This window comes from Streptomyces sp. Y1 (genome assembly GCF_041053115.1).
In the GTDB taxonomy this organism is placed as follows: Bacteria; Actinomycetota; Actinomycetes; order Streptomycetales; family Streptomycetaceae; genus Kitasatospora; species Kitasatospora rubellomurina.
In genome coordinates this window covers 7,260,839-7,278,082 of sequence record NZ_CP163445.1, presented here as the reverse complement: position 1 = coordinate 7,278,082, position 17,244 = coordinate 7,260,839, and the positions used below count along the sequence as shown (strand labels likewise).

At 74.5% G+C, this 17,244-nt stretch carries 16 protein-coding genes and 1 pseudogene; 5 read left to right on the top strand and 12 right to left on the bottom strand.

Features of this window, described 5'->3' with window-relative positions:
* Window positions 1-6: 6 nt before the first annotated feature.
* Together AB2U05_RS31450 and AB2U05_RS31445 are read left to right on the top strand one after the other, a co-directional pair.
* Window positions 7-1,215 carry an aminotransferase class V-fold PLP-dependent enzyme gene (locus AB2U05_RS31450; protein ID WP_045709008.1) on the top strand — a complete coding sequence of 403 codons (1,209 nt, stop codon included), beginning with the start codon at window positions 7-9 and terminating at the stop codon, window positions 1,213-1,215.
* A gap of 88 nt (window positions 1,216-1,303) precedes the next feature.
* Complete coding sequence (locus AB2U05_RS31445) at window positions 1,304-2,413, top strand: hypothetical protein (protein ID WP_369184991.1); 1,110 nt, start codon at window positions 1,304-1,306, stop codon at window positions 2,411-2,413.
* Between the two features lie 18 nt (window positions 2,414-2,431).
* On the opposite strand, the gene AB2U05_RS31440 is transcribed toward AB2U05_RS31445, so the two are convergent.
* From AB2U05_RS31440 to AB2U05_RS31410, 7 genes are all read right to left on the bottom strand, one after another.
* Complete coding sequence (locus AB2U05_RS31440; RefSeq protein WP_045691850.1) at window positions 2,432-3,076, bottom strand: hypothetical protein; 645 nt, start codon at window positions 3,074-3,076, stop codon at window positions 2,432-2,434.
* Window positions 3,077-3,155: 79 nt separating this feature from the next.
* Window positions 3,156-4,055 (bottom strand): Gfo/Idh/MocA family protein, encoded by a 900-nt coding sequence (locus AB2U05_RS31435; protein WP_045691851.1) that lies wholly within the window; start codon window positions 4,053-4,055, stop codon window positions 3,156-3,158.
* Between the two features lie 41 nt (window positions 4,056-4,096).
* Complete coding sequence (locus AB2U05_RS31430; protein WP_369184990.1) at window positions 4,097-4,822, bottom strand: O-methyltransferase; 726 nt, start codon at window positions 4,820-4,822, stop codon at window positions 4,097-4,099.
* Between the two features lie 100 nt (window positions 4,823-4,922).
* Window positions 4,923-5,576 (bottom strand): DedA family protein, encoded by a 654-nt coding sequence (locus AB2U05_RS31425; protein ID WP_369184989.1) that lies wholly within the window; start codon window positions 5,574-5,576, stop codon window positions 4,923-4,925.
* A gap of 205 nt (window positions 5,577-5,781) precedes the next feature.
* Window positions 5,782-6,594 (bottom strand): class I SAM-dependent methyltransferase, encoded by an 813-nt coding sequence (locus AB2U05_RS31420; protein ID WP_369184988.1) that lies wholly within the window; start codon window positions 6,592-6,594, stop codon window positions 5,782-5,784.
* A gap of 141 nt (window positions 6,595-6,735) precedes the next feature.
* Window positions 6,736-7,542, bottom strand: coding sequence for a spermidine synthase (locus AB2U05_RS31415; RefSeq protein ID WP_369186023.1), 807 nt, complete (start codon window positions 7,540-7,542; stop codon window positions 6,736-6,738).
* Window positions 7,543-7,607: 65 nt separating this feature from the next.
* Window positions 7,608-8,585, bottom strand: coding sequence for an alpha/beta hydrolase (locus AB2U05_RS31410; protein WP_052707056.1), 978 nt, complete (start codon window positions 8,583-8,585; stop codon window positions 7,608-7,610).
* A 232-nt stretch (window positions 8,586-8,817) separates the two neighbouring features.
* Between AB2U05_RS31410 and AB2U05_RS31405 the strand changes: the two genes are divergently transcribed.
* Window positions 8,818-10,221, top strand: a complete 1,404-nt coding sequence (locus AB2U05_RS31405) for a selenium-binding protein SBP56-related protein (protein WP_369184987.1) — start codon at window positions 8,818-8,820, stop codon at window positions 10,219-10,221.
* 7 nt (window positions 10,222-10,228) lie between these two features.
* Here AB2U05_RS31405 and AB2U05_RS31400 read toward each other — a convergent pair whose 3' ends face one another.
* A complete protein-coding gene (locus AB2U05_RS31400) occupies window positions 10,229-11,437 on the bottom strand; it encodes a globin domain-containing protein (protein WP_369184986.1) in 1,209 nt (402 codons plus the stop codon).
* 122 nt (window positions 11,438-11,559) lie between these two features.
* Entirely contained in the window at window positions 11,560-12,459 is a 900-nt protein-coding gene (locus tag AB2U05_RS31395; RefSeq protein WP_052707073.1) for a helix-turn-helix domain-containing protein, read from the bottom strand.
* 143 nt (window positions 12,460-12,602) lie between these two features.
* Between AB2U05_RS31395 and AB2U05_RS31390 the strand changes: the two genes are divergently transcribed.
* The gene (locus AB2U05_RS31390) at window positions 12,603-13,712 is read left to right on the top strand and encodes an NAD(P)-dependent alcohol dehydrogenase (RefSeq protein ID WP_078859478.1); all 1,110 of its coding nucleotides are present in this window, start codon (window positions 12,603-12,605) and stop codon (window positions 13,710-13,712) included.
* 108 nt (window positions 13,713-13,820) lie between these two features.
* On the opposite strand, the pseudogene AB2U05_RS31385 reads toward AB2U05_RS31390, so the two are convergent.
* The 3 genes and pseudogenes from AB2U05_RS31385 to AB2U05_RS31375 all read right to left on the bottom strand — a co-directional run.
* Window positions 13,821-14,225, bottom strand: a pseudogene (locus AB2U05_RS31385) (DUF6114 domain-containing protein); the annotation flags it as partial.
* A 212-nt stretch (window positions 14,226-14,437) separates the two neighbouring features.
* The gene (locus tag AB2U05_RS31380; protein ID WP_045691856.1) at window positions 14,438-15,094 is read right to left on the bottom strand and encodes a DUF6230 family protein; all 657 of its coding nucleotides are present in this window, start codon (window positions 15,092-15,094) and stop codon (window positions 14,438-14,440) included.
* A 140-nt stretch (window positions 15,095-15,234) separates the two neighbouring features.
* Window positions 15,235-16,002 carry a TetR/AcrR family transcriptional regulator gene (locus tag AB2U05_RS31375; RefSeq protein ID WP_369184985.1) on the bottom strand — a complete coding sequence of 256 codons (768 nt, stop codon included), beginning with the start codon at window positions 16,000-16,002 and terminating at the stop codon, window positions 15,235-15,237.
* A 473-nt stretch (window positions 16,003-16,475) separates the two neighbouring features.
* Between AB2U05_RS31375 and AB2U05_RS31370 the strand changes: the two genes are divergently transcribed.
* Window positions 16,476-17,147 (top strand): Tat pathway signal sequence domain protein, encoded by a 672-nt coding sequence (locus AB2U05_RS31370; protein WP_369184984.1) that lies wholly within the window; start codon window positions 16,476-16,478, stop codon window positions 17,145-17,147.
* The last annotated feature ends 97 nt before the right edge of the window (window positions 17,148-17,244 follow it).

The following is a 17,244-nucleotide window of genomic DNA, read 5'->3' as shown; positions in this document are numbered from 1 at the left end:
GCAACCATGGCCACCACCCTCGAAGACTGCGGCGAGCTCAACGAACTCCTCCCCTGGCACCGGGAGTTGCGGGCCCAGTTCCCCATCGTCGCGAACAGCCCGGGCCAGGCCTACCTGGACAGCGCGGCCACTTCGCAGAAGCCGCAGGCCGTACTCGACGCCGTCCTGCGCTACCTGACCACCGCCAACGCCAACGCCGGGCGCGGGACGTACACCTGGGCCAACGCCACCACCGCCCTGGTCGAGCGCACCCGCGCCCGGGTCGCCCGGTTCCTCGGCGACCCGGCGCCGCTGGAGCGCTCCGGCGTCCACTTCACCAGCGGCGCCACCGAGGGCCTGCGCACGGTGGCCCGGGACTGGCTGCCCGGGCACCTGCGGGACGGCGACGAGATCGTCGTCCCGTTCGCCGACCACCAGGCGAACCTGCTGCCCTGGCTGGAGGCCCGCGACCTGCTCGCGGACCGCGGCGTGCGCGTCACCGTGCGCGAACTGCCGTACGACCCGGCCTCGCACGACTACGACCCGGCCGCGCTGGCCCGCCTCGTCACCCCGCGCACCGCCTTCGTCGCCGCCACCCACGTGCACCACGTGTACGGCGCCGACATGAACGTCCACCGCATCCGCGCCGCGGTCGGCCCGGACGTGCCGATCTGCCTGGACGCGGCGCAGAGCGTCGGCCACCTGCCGGTGGACGTCGGCGCCCTCGACGTCGACTTCGTGGTCTTCTCCGGGCACAAGGCGATGGCCCTGCCCGGCACCGGCGCGGTCTGGGCCCGCAACACCCGGGGCCCGCGGTTCCGGCCCGGCGGCTGGGCGGGCACCCCCAACACCTGCGGGATCGCCGGCCTGGAGGCCGCCCTCGACTGGCTCGACGCCGCCGGGACGGACCGCATCCGCCGATGGAACACCGCACTCGCCGCCCGGCTCACCGACGGGCTGCGCCGGTCCGCGTCGTACCAGGTCCTCGGCTGCCAGCTCAGCCTCGCCGCCGACTCCGCCGTCCAGCGGCGCGAAGGCATCGTCACCTTCCGCCACCGCGCGATCGGCTCCAACGACCTCGGCTTCGTCCTCGCCAGCCACGGCCTGATGGTGCGTGCGGACGGGCACTGCCAGGCCCGGGCCGGGGAGGCGGACAGCTCGGTGCGGGTCAGCCTGCACGTCTACAACACCCCGGAGGAGGTCGACCGGCTGCTCGCCGTCCTGCTCGCGCTCTGACGCCGCCGCGGCACCGGCGAACCGGCGACGGGCGGCCGGGCCGGTGGCCGGTGCCGCACCCGGCCCGGTCGACCGCCAGAATGGCGGCATGAGGTTGATCCACACCCTGCTCGGGGTGCTCCTGCTCCTGCTGGTCGTCGGCAGCATCCTGAGGACGCTGGTCGTCCCGCGCGGGCTCTACTCGGCGCTGGTCAACCGGCTCTGGGTGGTGCTGCGGACCGCCCTGCGGCTCTCCGCGGCGCCGTTCGGCACCTACCGGGCGCAGGACCGCGCACTGACCTGGCTGGCACCGCTCGTCCTGCTCGGCATGCTCACGGTGTGGCTCAGCGGCATGCTGATCGCCTACACCCTGCTGCTCCACGGGACGTCCGACCTCAGCTGGTCGGTGGCCATCCGCGAGGCCGGATCCAGCCTCTTCACCCTCGGCTACGCCAGCGGCGAGCGGCTGCAGCTGTCCGCGATCGACTTCATGGCCGCCGCCAGCGGACCGCTGGTGACCGCCCTGCAGATCGCCTACCTGCCCACCCTCTACGGCGCCTACCAGCGGCGCGAGACCGAGGTCACCCTGCTCCAGTCCCGGGCCGGCGAGCCCGCCTGGGGGCCGGAACTGCTCGCCCGGCAGTCCCTCGTCGACACCGACACGGCCCTCCCCCAGCTCTACCGCGACTGGGAGCGGCTGGCCGCCGACATCGGCGAGAGCCACTCCAACTACCCGGTGCTGCTGTCCTTCCGCTCCCCCCAGCCCAACCGCAGCTGGGTGGTCGGCCTGATCGCCGTCATGGACGCCGCCGCCCTCCACCTGGCCCTGTGCCCGCGCTCGGCCCCGCCCGAGGCCCGGCTGGTGATCCGGGCCGGCTTCACCGCGATGCGCGACATCGCCCGCTCGCTGCGCATCGACTTCGACCCCGACCCGGACCCGGCCGCCCCGATCCGCCTCAGCTACGCCGAGTACCTGGGCGCCGTCGCCATGGTCACGGCCGCCGGCTTCCCCCGCGAGCGGCCGGTGGAGGACGGCTGGCGGCACTTCAACGGCTGGCGCGTCAACTACGAGTCGGTGGCCTACGAACTCGCCCGGCGCAGCGACGCCGTGCCCGCCCTGTGGACCGGCCCGCGCGACTTCCACGCCCCCGTCATCCCCCCGGCCCGCCCCACCGACCGCCGTCCGGACCCCACCACCCAGGCCCCGGACGGCGGCTGATCGGAAGCCGACCGTGGGTCAGAGGCCGAAGGTGAGCAGGGTCCCCACCGGCTCGCCGTCCTCGTCCAGGCACGTGGTCGTGCTGGAGCCGTCCGGGTCGACCAGGATGCCCAGCACGGTGCCGGTGCCGGCCTCGTCCGGGATCAACAGCCAGTTGTTCGTGAAGTCGCCCTCGACCGGCTCCACCGGCCAGTCGGTCGGGTCGATGTGGACCCTCCTGAGCTGCTCGCGGAAGTTCTCCAGCATCCAGTCGTCGCCTTCCGCGGCGCGCGCGTGCAGCACGGCCCAGGTGCGCCGGACCATCTCGCCGGCCGGCCCCAGGTGGTCGTTGCCGGGGTGCGCGTGCAGGACGGCCAGCCCGGACGGGGTCATCAGCCCGTCGCCCCAGTCCTCCGTCCGGACCGGCAGGCCGTCCATCGGGTGCACCAGGGCGGCCACCGGCTCGTCCGGGTCGTCCTCGCCGAAGACCAGGTAGACCGGCGTGCCACCGGAACGCATCGGAACGTCCGAGCTCTCCGGCCCCAGCGGGTCGTTCATCGTGACGTACTCCGACGTCCCCTGGATCACGGCGCGCTCGATCCGCCAGCCGTCGATCGACCAGCTCTGCGCGGACGGGTCGGCCGCGGCCGTGGTCAGGGCGGGCATGTACGCGTAGTCGTCCATCCGGTCTTCCTCACAACTCGTAGGTGAGGAGGACAGTAGACCGTGCCGCTGACATCCCGTCCGGCGAGGCCGGTGCCGCTCAGACCTCGACCGGACCGCCGGACGCCAGCGAACGCTCGGCGCCCGCCAGGATCTCCACCACCCGCAGGCCGAACTCCGCGTCGCAGGCGTGGGGTTCGCCGGTGGCGGCGGCCGACTGCAGGGCGGACAACGCGCGGTGCAGGGCGGCGATCGGGCCCTCGCCGCGCTCGGGGAGGTGGGCGACACCGTGCTCGCCGCGGATCTCCATGCCGGTGCCGCCGCCCGCGACGGGGGCGGTGAGGCTGAGCGCGAGCGTGCTGGAGGCCCCGGCGGCGTGCCGCAGCACCAGGTGGACGGTGTCCAGCGGCCCGGCGACGGCCGTCACCCGCGTGGCGTCGCCCAGCACCGGCAGCAGCACGGACAGCGCGTGCGGGCCGACGTCCCACAGCGCGCCCTTCTCCACCCGCCACGGCGAGGCCGCGTACGGGCTGCCGCTGCCGGGGGCGAACACCGAGCCGAGCCAGTCCGAGCGGCCGGTGAACCAGCCGCCCAGCTCGGCCTGCCGGGCGATCCACGGGATCTGGTCCCCGCCGAAGCGCACGGTGAAGAACACCACCGAGGCGACGCCGTGCCGCCGGGCGGCGTCGGCCACCGCCCGCGCGTCCGGCACGGTCAGCGCCACCGGCTTGTCCAGCAGCAGGTGGCAGCCGGCCTCGGCGGCCCGCACCGCGAGGCCGGCCTGCACGGACGGCGGCAGGGCGATGGAGACCGCGTCGACCTCGCCGAGCAGCTTGTCGAGGTCGTGGTGGGCCGGCACGCCGTGCGCCGCGCCCAGGGCCTCGGCGGCCTCCGGGCGGCGGCCCCAGACCCCGGCGAACTCCAGCCCGGGGTGCGCGGCGAGGACGGGCGCGTGCACCCGCTCCGCCCAGGGGCCGGTGCCCAGCAGTCCGATCCGCACGTCGTCTCCGTTCCTCGGTGGTTCCGGGTGTCGAGGGCGGCTCAGGCCTGCACGCGGGCCAGCGTGAAGCCGTCGTAGCCCTTGCTGCCGACCGTCTGCACCGAGGTCGCGCTGACCCTCGGCTCGGCGGCGATCAGCGCGTGCAGCGCGCGGGTGCCGGTGATCGCCGGGTCGGTGCTGTCGGCGTCGGCGACCCGGCCGCCGCGCACCACGTTGTCGACGACGATCAGCGAGCCCGGCCGGGTCAGCTGCAGGGCCCGGCGGAAGTACTCGGGGTTGCTGGGCTTGTCGGCGTCGATGAACACCAGGTCGAAGGGCTCGGTGCCCTGCTCGACCAGCTCGGCCAGGGTGTCCGCGGCGCGGCCGAGCCGGACCTCGGCGATCTTCTCCAGGCCCGCGTGGGCGAGGTTGGCCCGGGCGACCTCGGCGTGCGCCGGGTCGATCTCCAGGGTGAGCAGGGCGCCGTCCTCGGGCAGCGCCCGGCCCAGCCAGATGGTGCTGTAGCCGCCGAGCGTGCCGACCTCCAGGATCCGCCGGGCGCCCTGGGTCAGCGCCAGCAGGTGCAGCAGCTTGCCCTGGGTGGGGGCGACCGCGATCCGCGGCAGGCCGGCCGCGTCGGCGGCGGCGGTCGCCGCGTCGAGCACCGGGTCGGGCCCGATCAGCTGCTCGGCGAAGTACGCGTCCACCGCGTTCCAGGTGGACTGGTCGGTGGACTGGTCGGACTGATCGGTGGACTGGTCGGGCTGCGGCACGGACTGCGGCGACATCGGGCCCTCCGGCTGGACAAGATCGGCGGATACGCCGCCGACTCTACTCCGGGGGCCCGACTGCGCCGGGGGCCCGGCCCGGGCTACCGGCTACGCTCCGTCACTCCGCGACCGCGGCCTGGGCGGCCGCCGCCTCCTCGGCCTCCATCTTGGCGTGGGCCTTGGCCGCCCGGCGCTTCATCACCCACGCCGAGGTCAGACCGACCACGACCGCCGCGCCCAGGCCGACATAGGAGAACCGGGCCAGCCACGGCTCGATGCTCTTGCCGACCTTGTAGACCAGCAGCGTCGTACCGCCGGCCCAGACCACGCCGCCGAGCACGTTGGCGATCAGGAACTTCCAGTACGGCATCTTCAGCGCGCCCGCGAGCGGCCCGGCGAAGATGCGCAGCAGGGCGATGAACCGGCCGAAGAAGACCGCCCACATGCCCCACTTCTGGAAGGAGCGCTCGGCGGTGGCCAGGTGCGAGGGGCCGAAGTGCTTGGGGAACTTCCGTCCCAGCTTCTCGAAGAGCGGTTTGCCGCCCTTGCGGCCGATCGAGTACCCGATCGAGTCGCCGATGATCGCGCCCGCGATCGCGCACGCGGCGACCCCCCACGGGCTCACCACGCCCTTGACGGCCATCAGCGACGCCGTGACCAGGGCGATCTCGCCGGGAAGCGGAATGCCCAGCGACTCCAGCCCGATGATCAGACCGATCAGGGCGTACACCGCGGTCGGTGGGACGCTCTCGATCCAGGCGTCGATGTGCAAGGCCAGATACCTCCGTGGCAGGTCGGGACCGGCGGCGGCACGCGGCCGCGCAGCTCGCCGGTCCCGGCGGTCGTCCGATGGCGGCACCTAGGCCGCTCCCCCCTCAGCGCAGCCTAACGTGCCGGGTCGGCCCGTCCCCCTGGCCGATTACCCGTCGTTACGACGAACGCTCCGGTGCCATGGTTCCAGCTCGACCAGCGTTTTCTCAAGATTCGGCAAAACCCAGTGCGACCACGGACGGACGCTGCTTGACCCGGCGCGCGAACGGCAGCAGGGCGCGCACCAGGCCCCGCCCGCCCTCCGGGTACACCTCGCGCACCTCCGTGACGGCCGGGTGGGCGGTGGCGAGCTGGCCGCGCTGGTCCGCGTCCATGCCGAACGGCATCGGCGGCGCCAGGTAGTGCCGGTCCCGCAGCTTCCCCTGGACGGCCCGCCTGCTGAACCAGCGCGGCACCGTGTCCAGCACCATCGCCCCGCCCGGGAAGCGCTCGGCGCACGCCCCGATCAGCGCGCGGGCCTCGGGCGGCCGCAGGTACATCAGCAGGCCCTCGGCGGTGATCAGCACGCCGTCCGCCGGGTCCACCTCCTCCATCCAGCGCGGGTCGGTGGCCGAGCAGTCGAGGATCCGGCGCCGCTCGTCCGGCGGCAGCAGGCGCCGGCGCAGCGCGGCCGCCTCCGGCAGGTCCACCGACAGCCAGCTCGCCCGGCCGTTGTCCACCCGCCAGGCCTGCGTCTCCAGCCCGTCGCCCAGGTTGACGACGGTGCCGCGCGGGCAGCGGGCCAGGAAGTCGGCCACCTCCCGGTCGAAGCAGGCCGCCCGCAGCCCCTGCAACTGGCCGACCAGCTCGCCGCTCCCGAAGCGCTCGGCGAACGGGAAGTCGATCCGGTCGACCAGCTCGACGGCCTTCGGGTCCACCAGCACACCGTCCGGGCGCCGCGCCTCCAACGCCCGGTGCCACAGCGTCCACAGCGCCGTCTCCGGCACCGGCCCCAACTCCGGCCGCTCGACCCCGCTCATCGCCCACTCCTTCGCGCCGCGCCCCGAACCCGCCGATTCTGGCACCCACCCCCCACCCACCCCACCCCCGACGCGCCGCCCCGGCCACCCGGCCCCCGCACAGGAAGTCGGCCCGGCCGACTTCCTGGTCCGCGCCGCGGGTCAGCCGACGCTGAAGGCGCCGTCCGGTGGGGGTGGGGAATCGGTGGCGTCGGCGTCCGTGACCGGTGGGGTGCGGCCGACCAGGGCGGCCAGGTCGTCGCCGTCCGTGAGCCGGGCCGGGAAGATGTCGCCGGCCAGGAGGCGGGCCAGGTCCGCGGTCGGCAGGGGCGCGGTGGAGCCGGCGAGCAGGATGTTGCCGTAGCGGCGGCCCCTCAGCACCGGGGCTTCGGCGACCAGGCAGACGTGCGGGAACACCGCCCGGACCGTCGCCGCCTGGGCGCGGGCGAAGGCGAGCGGCGGGCCGTCCGCCAGGTTGGCGGCGTAGCAGCCGCCGGGCCGCAGTGCGGCCGCCGCCAGGCGCAGGAACTCCACCGAGGTGAGGTGGGCCGGCGTGCGGGAGCCGTGGAAGACGTCCGCGATCACCAGGTCCTGCGAGCCCGCCGGCACCGCCGCCAGCGCCGCCCGCGCGTCCCCGACCTCCGCGGTGATGTCCGCGGCGACGTCCGCCCCTTCCCGCTGCCACGGCAGCCGCTCGGCGACGAGCTCGAGCAGCGGCCCGTCGACCTCCACCACGCGCTGGCGCGAGCCGGGCCGGGTGGCCGCGACGTACCGGGGCAGGGTGAGGGCGCCGCCGCCGAGGTGGAGGACGTCCAGCGGCTGCCCGGCGGGGGCGACGGCGTCGGCGAGGTGGCCGAGCCGCCGGGTGTACTCGAACTCCAGGTGCGTCGGGTCGGCGAGGTCGACGTACGACTGCGGCGTGCCGTCGAGGGTGAGCAGCCAGCCGCCGTCCCGGTCGATGTCCGGCATGAGCTTGGCGAAGCCGAGGTCGGTCTGCCGCCCGACCGGCACCGGCTCGGGCTCGGGCGCGTCACTCACGCGCGCTCCCCCGCCGCCGCGGTCTCGACGTCCAGGTACGCGGCGAGCCAGCGGTCGAGCTCGGCGAAGGTGCGGGCGCGGGCGGCCTCGCCGGAGAGGACCAGGTCGTGCATGCCGCCCTCGATCCGGACGACGGTGACGTGCCGGCCGAGCCGCGGGCCCTCGGCGGCGATGTCGTCGGCGCGCAGCACGGCGTCGGCGTGGTGCAGGGCGCTGTGCCACTTGGTGGTGGAGATGGAGCGGGTGGAGGCCATCAGCAGCACCGGCACGTCGATGCCGAGCCCGTGCCGCAGCCGCCGGTGGCCCTGGTGGATGGCGGCGAGCCAGCCGGCGAACAGCGGGAAGCCCTCGGGGCGCTTGAGGGTGAGGTCGAACTCCCACTCGCCGTGGTGGTCCTTGTGCAGGCTGTGGGTGTAGTGCGGGTTGAGCCCGGTGGGCAGCACCCGGGTGGGGGCGAGCCGGCCGACCGCCGTGACCACCGGGCCGCCGAAGGTGCGCACGGCCTCGCCGGCCGGCATGGACAGGAAGGGGCTGTTGAGGAACAGCCCGTCGACGAGCCCGCGCCCCGCGCGCTTCCCGGCCCACAGCGCGGCGACCAGCCCGCCGGTGGAGTGCCCGTTGACGAGCAGCCGGGTGTGGCCGTCGACCTCGCGGATGACGCGCACCGCCTCGTCGATCTCCTCGTCGTACTCGGCGAGGTCGCGGACGAAGTTCGGCGACTGGTGCGGGCGCAGCGAGCGGCCGTACTTGCGCAGGTCGAGGGCGTAGAAGGAGAAGCCGAGCGCGGTGTAGTGGTCGGCGAGGTTGGTCTGGAAGAAGTAGTCGTTGTAGCCGTGGATGTAGAGCACGGCCCGCTGGGCGCCGGGGACGAGCCGCCGGACGAGGGTGGCGCAGACGGCGCCCTCGTCGTCGGGCCGCAGCGTCAGTTCGGCCGCCTCGTAGGGGGCACCCAGGATGTCTTCGCGAAACTCCATCGCCCGCCGCACCTGTCCTCTGTTCCGCCTGCCCCACGGCAGGTACCACCGTTCCGCCCCCGACCATACCGGCCGGTAGCCGAGCCGCGCGCGGCGGTGCCCGCGGGGCGTTCGGGCCGTGCGACCCGCCGGTGCCTCCGCCGCACCTCCCCACCGCCCCGCGTGCGCCTGCAGTGCGCCGGTGGTCCTGTGGAACGCTTCCGGCACACAACGGGCGAGTTGGGGAGTTCGCATGCCGCAGGGGCACACCGATCCGTCGCTGTACCGGTCCGCCGCCGAGGCGATGGCCGCGCCGCCGGAGGAGCTGGCCTACGTCGCCGGTTTCGACCGGTCGGGCCGGCGGCCGGACGCGCTGCTCACGGTCGACACCGATCCGGCGTCCGAGAGCTACGGAACGGTCCTGAACTTCGCCGAACTGCCCACGCTGGGCGACGAGTTGCACCACTTCGGCTGGAACGCCTGCTCCAGCGCCCTCGCCCACGCCTGCCACGAGAACCCGGAGCGGCGCTACCTGCTGCTGCCCGGGCTGCGCTCCTCGCGGCTGCACGTGATGGACACCCGCCCCGACCCGGTCCGCCCCCGGCTGGTGAAGACCGTGGAGGCGGCCGAGCTGGCCGCCAGAGCCGGCTACTCGCGCCCGCACACCCTGCACTGCGGGCCGGACGGCGTGTTCCTGTCCTGCCTGGGCAGCGCCAGCGGCGACGACGGGCCGGGCGGGGTGGCGCTGCTGGACCACACCACCTTCGAGGTGCTGCGCCCGTGGGAGACGGAGCGCGGGTCGCAGAACTTCGCGTACGACGTGTGGTGGCACCTGGGGACGGGCGTCGGCGTCACCAGCGAGTGGGGCACGCCGTGGATGGTCGAGCACGGGGTGCTGCCGGAGCAGCTGCTGGGCCGCAAGTACGGGCACGCGCTGCACTTCTGGGAGCTGCAGACCGGCCGCCACCTGCAGCGGGTGGACCTGGGCGACCAGTACCAGATGGTGCTGGAGCTGCGCCCGGCGCACGACCCGCACGCGGAGTGGGGCTTCGTCGGCGTGGTGACGAACGTCGAGGACCTGTCGGCCTCGGTGTGGCTCTGGTACCGGGACGGCGCGGCGTTCACGGCGCGCAAGGTGATCGAGATCCCGGCGGAGCCGGCCAAGGCCGAGGACCTGCCGCCCGCGCTGCGGCCGTTCGGCGCGGTGCCGCCGCTGGTCACCGACATCAACCTGTCGGTGGACGACCGCTGGCTGTACGTCTCGGCGTGGGGCACCGGCGAGCTGTTCCAGTTCGACGTGTCGGACCCGTTCCACCCGCGCCGCACCGCCTCCGTCCGCCTGGGCGGGGTGGTCGACCGCACCCCGCACCCGGCCGAGCCGGACCGGCCGCTGAGCGGGGCGCCGCAGATGGTGGAGATCAGCCGGGACGGCCGGCGGCTCTACCTGACGAACTCCCTGTACGGCTCCTGGGACGACCAGTTCTACCCGGACGGCATCGAGCCCTGGATGGTCAAGCTGGACGCCGACCCGCAGGCCGGCGGCCTGGTCGTCGACCGGCGCTTCTTCCCGCACGGCGCCGACTTCCGGGGCCTGCGGGTGCACCAGACCCACCTGGCGGGCGGCGACGCCTCCTCGGACTCGTACTGCTACCGCTGAGCCCCGCTCATCCGCGCAGCGGCTGGTCGTACCGCACCTGCGCGGGCGGCATCCCGGCGGCCAGCAGCCCGGCGCGGACGGCGGCGACCATGCCGGCCGGCCCGCTGACGCAGGCCAGGTGCCGCCGCCAGTCGCCGGCCCGGGAGACCGCCTCGGCGAGCTGCCCGGCGGTCACCGGGTCGATCGTCAACCACGGCTTGCGCAGGCCGAGTTCGGCGATCGCCGACCAGTCGTACAGGTCGCCGCGGTCGCGCGCGCCGACGAACAGGTGCACCCGGCGGCCGGGCGGGCGGTGCGCGGCCTGCTGCTCGACGATCGCCTTCATCGGGGCCAGGCCGGTGCCGCCCGCGACCAGCAGCAGGTCCCGGCTGTCCTCGTCGGGCAGCAGGCTGCCGCGCGGCGGGCCGAGCCGCAGTCGCTCGCCCACGGCGGTGTGCTCGACCAGGGCGGCGCTGACCCCGCCGGGGCCGGTGCGGCGGACGTGGAACTCCACCTCGTTGTCGCCGCGCGGGGCGCAGCCCATCGAGTACTGCCGCCAGGTGTGCGGGAGCAGCGGGTGCTCGACGGTGCCGTACTGCCCGGCCCGGTACGGGTACGGCTCGCCGGTGCGCACCCGCAGCACGGCGAGGTCGGGCCGGCGCCGCTCGTGGCCGGTCACCACCGCGTGCCAGTACGGGGGTTCGGTGAGCGCGGAGTCGGCGCCGGCCACCATCGCGGTGACGGCGAAGCGGATCATCCGCACCCAGGCGGCCTCCAGCTCCTCGCTCCACCGCGCGCCCGCCCGGTGCCGGATCGCCGCGCACAGGGCCTCCTCGAAGGCCTCGTAGTGCACCGGCCGGACGCCCAGCTTCCGGTGGTCGCGGCCGAGCCGGCGCAGCCGCCGGTCGAGTTCGGCGGGCCGGTCGAGGTGGTCGATGAGGTGCTGGAAGGTCCTTTCCAGGTGGGCCTGTTGGAACTCCATCGAGGCGGGGAACAGCGGCCGCAGGTACGGGCGGCGGCGGAACATCTCGGCGTAGAGGTGGTCGATCAGGGCGGCGAGCGGGGCGACCAGCGGCAGGTCGCGCCGGATCAGCCGCTGGTCGGCGCCGCCGGGGTAGTCCGAGGGCGCCGGTGTCGGCCCGGACTGCGGTGTCGGGCCGAGGAGTTGACGCCGCAGTCGCATCGCGTGGTGGCGGGCGATCAGGCGGTCGTACTCGAGCGTGTCGCTGGTGTCCATGTCCCGCCCAGTCAACTGCCCGCCGCCGCGGGCGAGAAGGGTCGATGGCCCCGCACGCACTCGGGACCATCGGCCCTCCGCCGCCGCCCGGACGCCGGCTGGCCGCGCCGGCTACCGCTCGGCTACCGTCCGGCAGCCGACTCCGGCTCGGGCGACGGCTCCGGCGCCGGCTCCGGCCGCACCTCGCTCGCCGCCCAACTGGCCAGCAGCCGCAGCGACTCGGCGGAGGCGGTGCCGGGCTCGGCGTGGTAGGTGACCAGCTGCTGGTCGGCCTCCACGGTCGGCGTGAACGTCTCGTACCGCAGGCTCAGCCGGCCGACCACCGGGTGGTGCAGCTCCTTGCCGCCGTGGCCCTTGTCCTGGATGCCGTGCGCGGCCCACAGTCGGCGGAAGTCGGCGCTCTTGAGGGAGAGTTCGCCGATCAGCGAGGCGAGCCGGGGGTCGTCCGGGTCGCGTCCGGCGTCCAGCCGCAGGCTGCCGACGACGTCGGTGGCCTTGCCCTCCCAGTCGAGGTACAGGTCGCGGGAGGCCGGGTCGAGGAACACCAGCCAGGCCATGTTGCGCCGCTCGGGCGGCAGCGCGCCGAGGTCGCCGAGCAGGGCGGCGCCGAGCCGGTTCCAGGCGATGACGTCCATCCGGCGGCCGAGCACGTACGCGGGCACGCCCTCCATCGCGTCCAGGAGCTGCTGGAGCGCGGGCCGCACCCGCTGCGGGCGGGCGGCGGGGCGCCCGGCGCCGCGGCGGGCGGGCCGGGTGAGCCGCAGCAGGTGCTCGCGTTCGGCGGGGCTGAGCCGCAGCACCCGGGCGATGGCGTCCAGGACGGCGGCGGAGACGTTCTCGCCGTGGCCCTGTTCGAGCCGGGTGTAGTAGGCGGTGCTGACCCCGGCGAGCTGGGCCAGCTCCTCGCGGCGCAGGCCGGGCACCCGGCGCCGGGTGGTGGTGCCGGGCAGGCCGACGTCCTCGGGTCGCAGCCGGGCGCGGCGGGAACGGAGGAACTCGCTGAGTTCGGTGCGCTGGTCCATGCCCAGCAGTATGCGGGCGGCCGCCCGCCGGAGGGTGCGCCAGGGTGCCACTGCCGTGCGTACCTTCGGCAGTCGTACGTTGGGCGAACCTAGGACGATCTCTGGTCTGGTTGGCGCCCCGGCCCGGGCGCAGTCTTGGGACCATGACGAACGAGACGCCCGACAGCACCGCCGCCACCGCCACCGCCCCGCACGCCGACACCACCCTGCGCGCCGTCCCCGCCTACGCGGCCGAGCGGCCGAACGGCCCGCTGGTGAAGACCACGGTCCGGCGCCGCGCCCTCGGCGAGCACGACATCGTGATCGACATCAAGTACACGGGCATCTGCCACACCGACCTGCACCAGGTCGCCGAGGACTGGGGCGCCGGGACGTTCCCGATGGTCCCGGGCCACGAGATCGCCGGGGTGGTCGGCGAGGTCGGCCCGGGCGTGACGCGCTGGCAGGTCGGCGACCGGGTCGGCGTCGGCTGCTTCGTCGACTCCTGCCGCACCTGCGACAACTGCCGCGCCGGCCTCCAGCAGTACTGCACCGGCGAGGGCGGCACCGTCTTCACGTACAACAACACCGGCCGGGACGGCCTGCCGACCTACGGCGGCTACTCCGCCGAGCTGGTGGTGGACGAGGCCTACGCGCTGCGCATCCCCGACAGCCTGCCGCTGGACGCCGCCGCGCCGCTGCTGTGCGCCGGCATCACCCTGTACTCGCCGCTCGCCCACTGGGGTGCGGGCCCCGGCACGAAGGTCGCGGTCGTCGGCCTCGGCGGCCTCGGCCACCTGGGCGTGAAGCTGGCGCACGCCATGGGCGCGGAGGTCACCGTGCTCAGCCAGTCGCTGCGCAAGCGCGAGGACGGCCTGCGGTTCGGCGCGGACGACTACCGGGCCACCTCCGACCCGGCGACCTTCACCGAGCTGGCGGGCGCCTTCGACCTGATCGTCAACACCGTCTCGGCCGACCTGGACCTGACCGCCTACCTCGGGCTGCTGCGCGTCGACGGCACTCTGGTGCAGCTCGGCGCGCCGGCGGAGCCGGTCCGGCTGAACGCGGGCGCGCTGCTCAGCGCCCGCCGCTCGCTGGCCGGCTCGCAGATCGGCGGGCTGCCGCAGACCCAGGAGATGCTGGACTTCTGCGGCGAACACGGCATCACCGCCGACATCGAACTGATCCGGGCCGAGCAGATCAACGAGGCCTTCCGGCGCCTGGAGGAGGGCGACGTCCGGTACCGGTTCGTGATCGACGCCGCGACCATCTGACGACACGTCACGGCGGGTCGTCACGGCGGGCTGTCGCGACGGCCCGCCGTGACGACCCGCCGTACCGCGCGCCGGTGCTCTCCCATCACCGGCGCGCGGGGAACGGTGTCACACCCCGGCCGCCTTGGCCGCCCGCCGCTGCTCGCGCCGGTCCCACCGGCGCTGCCGCCCGCGGCGCAGCGGCTGGTCGGGCACCCAGCCGAAGGTGAGGCTGGCGCCGACCACCCCGAGCAGCATCCCGAGCAGGAAGCCGCCGAGGTTGGACGTCACCCAGGTGCCCAGCGAGGCGAGCACGGCGAGGATGGAGTAGAACAGCCGCTGGGCCGGGTTGAAGAGGATCAGCAGGCCGCAGATCACCATCACCGCGGGTACCAGGTACCCGGCCAGCCCCTGCATCCCGATGTGCAGGACGATGGGCAGCGGGGCCTTCTCGGTGAACAGCACCTCCGAGCCGCCGAGCAGCACCAGCAGGCCGCCCCAGAACGGCCGCCGGCCCCGCCAGTCGGCGCGGCGGACGGCGGTTCCCGCCCGGCCGGCGGGAGCCGCGGTCGCGGCGGCCGTCCCACTGGCCGCCGCGTCGCTCCCCCCGCCCGAGCCCTCGTCCGAACCGCCGACCGCACCCGAACCGCCGTCCGAGCCGCTGGCCGAACCGCCGTCCGCGGCCGGGCCGCCGCCCGAGCCGTCGTCCGCCCCGGGCTCCGGCTCCCGTACGGCCTCCGCCATGCTCAGCAGCCCTGCGAGCTGAAGCTCAGCCGCAGGTTGGGGAACTTGAAGCCGGCCGCGGTGCTGGCGTAGTTGTGCTGCTTGAGGTGGTTCAGCTTGACGGTGTCGGCCTGCTGGCCGAACACGCCCGGGTTGCCCTTCCCGCTCGGCCCGGCCTTGGTGTAGGTGCTGGCGTCGCCGCCGATCTCCATGTTGGTGAACTCCGCGTCGGCGGACAGCAGGTCGGAGTCGGTGGTGAGGTTGGTGGCGCTGACCGGGGTGCCGCCGTCACCGGCGTGGATCACCAGGTTGATGCCGCCGAGGTCGACGCTCTGGCACAGGTTGGTGATCTTGGCGGACTTGATCGCGGACACCGCGACCAGCACCTGACCGCCGGTGTTCCCCTGGTTGGGGCTGTCCGGGATCATCGAGTCCAGGCTGCCGTACTGGGCGAAGCCGTCACCTTCGAGGCTGTCCGCGGTGATGGTGAACGGCATGCCGGAGATGGAGAACTGGGCGGCGAGCACGCCCTGCGCGGTGAGCGTCATCAGCACGCCGCCGAGGGCGACGGCCGGTACGGCCATCAGGGCGCTGCGCTTGAACCGGACCCGGCCTCTTCTGGGCGTGATCGGCGTCTCGGGTGTCTCCGCCGCCGTGGCGGCGTCCTCGGACATGGCCATGTGTGCTCCCTCGGAGTGGATGGGATGGGCAGGCACTGGCACGTTGACCTGGCGCGGACAGCGTTCCCGCGCACCGGCCGGACCGTCCGCCCCTCGGCAGCGGGGCGGGTCCGGTCGGCGCACGATGAGTATCCGAGAAGCTACTGCCGGGTATCGGCGGGGTCAATACGGGTGCACGAAGGATCTTCACCGATCGGCGACCCGCCCCCCGACGCCAGTCCCAGCCGCCGGGCCGCCTCGGCCGGGCCGAGGAAGGGCGCCAGGCAGAACAGGCTCAACACCGGGAGCAGATCGTTGAGTTGATCAGTCCGGCCGGAGTCGATCCGGCGGTGGAGCGCGCCGTAGACGCCGGCCACCACGGCGTCCACCATCTCCTCCACCGGTACACCGCCCGGCAGTTGCGGCACCTCGGCGAAGAACGCCCGGAAGCGGGTGAGGAGTTGGTCCCTCTCACGCCGCCCGGCCGGGCCGACCGCATCGATCTCGACCACCGCCATGGCGGCGAAGGCCGGTGTCCCGGCGAGCAGTTGGAGCATCGCGCCGAGCGCCTGGCGGATGCCGGCGCACCAGTCGGATTCGGCCGCGAAGGCCGCGGCCATCCGCCGCAGCACCACCCCGGTGCCGTACCGGTGCGCGGCCAGGAAGGCGTCCTCCTTGCCGCTGAACAGCTCGTAGAAGACCGGCCTGGTCACGCCCGCCTCCCGGCAGATGTCGCTCACCGTGGCGTGCTGGTAGCCGCGTTCGGCGACGGTGCGCACCAGCCCGTCCAGCAGCCGCTCGCGCTGGGTCGCGGCGATCACCCCGGCCGGCAGCCGGCGCGGGCCGGGCTTGATCGACCGGGCCGGATCGCGGCCGGTCCGGGCGCCCGGCAGCAGGATCACGTCGGCCCTCGGGAGTTTTCCTTTCATCGCCAACTCCTGTGTCCTGTATTGACATTGACGGAACTCCGGGTTTACAACACTGGCAGGTTTCCAACCGGTGGCGGAGCAGTCGCCACCAGGGCGGACAACCCCCAGGTGCTCCGACGACCCCGGGCGACCGCCCCGGGAGCGGGAGCACGGCCGACGCGGCGCGCGGCGGTGGCAGCCGCCGACGCGCACCCCTCACACCACGCGTCCGCACAGCGGCGCGGACGGCTCCGCACCTCCCGGTGCCGCCGCGACCGCGCCGTCCCGCCTCCGCACCGCCGTACCCGCGGCCGCACCACCACAGCACACGATCGGGCCCGTGGCGCCGGGCCCGCCGTCGTGCCCGGCCACGCCGTACCGCGGCCCGTCGCAGCTCCCGGTGCGCCATGCCACGCACCTCCCCCGTCGCGCACACCACCACACCCGCCGGCGGGGATTCCCCCACCCGTCTCCGGACGGAGAGAGGCACCCTCATGCGCATCCGCCGCACTCTCGCCACCGCCGCGCTCGGCGCGCTCGCCCTCACCGGCGCGGCCGTCGCCCCCGCCCAGGCCGACGCCCCCGCCGTCCTCACCACCGGCGGCCCGACCGGCCCGAACGTCGCGGTGGGCGACACGCTCACCGCCAACCTCGCCGCCGGCACCTACGCGACCTTCTACAACAGCGCCACCGGGACGAGCGGCATCAAGTGTGCCGCCTCCGCCTTCTCCGCCACCGTGACGGCCAACCCGGCCGCCCCGGGCAGCGCCGTCGAACAGCTCAACTCCCAGACCTTCGGCTCCTGTACCTCGAACGTCATCGGCGTCATGGGCGTGCGGAGCATCACCGTCACCAACCTGCCGTTCACCAACACCGTCAGCGACGGCCCCGGCTTCCCCGTCGCGCTCACCCCCGGCGCGGCCGGCACGATGGGCACCACCGTCGTGCTCAGCACCCTCCTGGGCAGCGTGACCTGCAACTACGCGAACAGCACCGGCATCGCCGGCACCGCCTCCAACACCGGCAACAGCATCGGCTTCTCGGGCCAGCCGTTCGCCCTGGTCTCCGGCCCCAGCCTGTGCTTCTCCACCGGCTACTTCAGCGCCACCTACGGCCCGGTCCACGACACCTCCGCCGCCGGCAGCCCGGTCCTGTACGTCAACTGACGCGCCGGGCAGCGGACACAGCGCAGCGGCGTACGACGGGCCCCGGCCCGCCGTACGCCGCTCCACCACGCCCGGGCCCGCGCGCCCGTCCGGACCC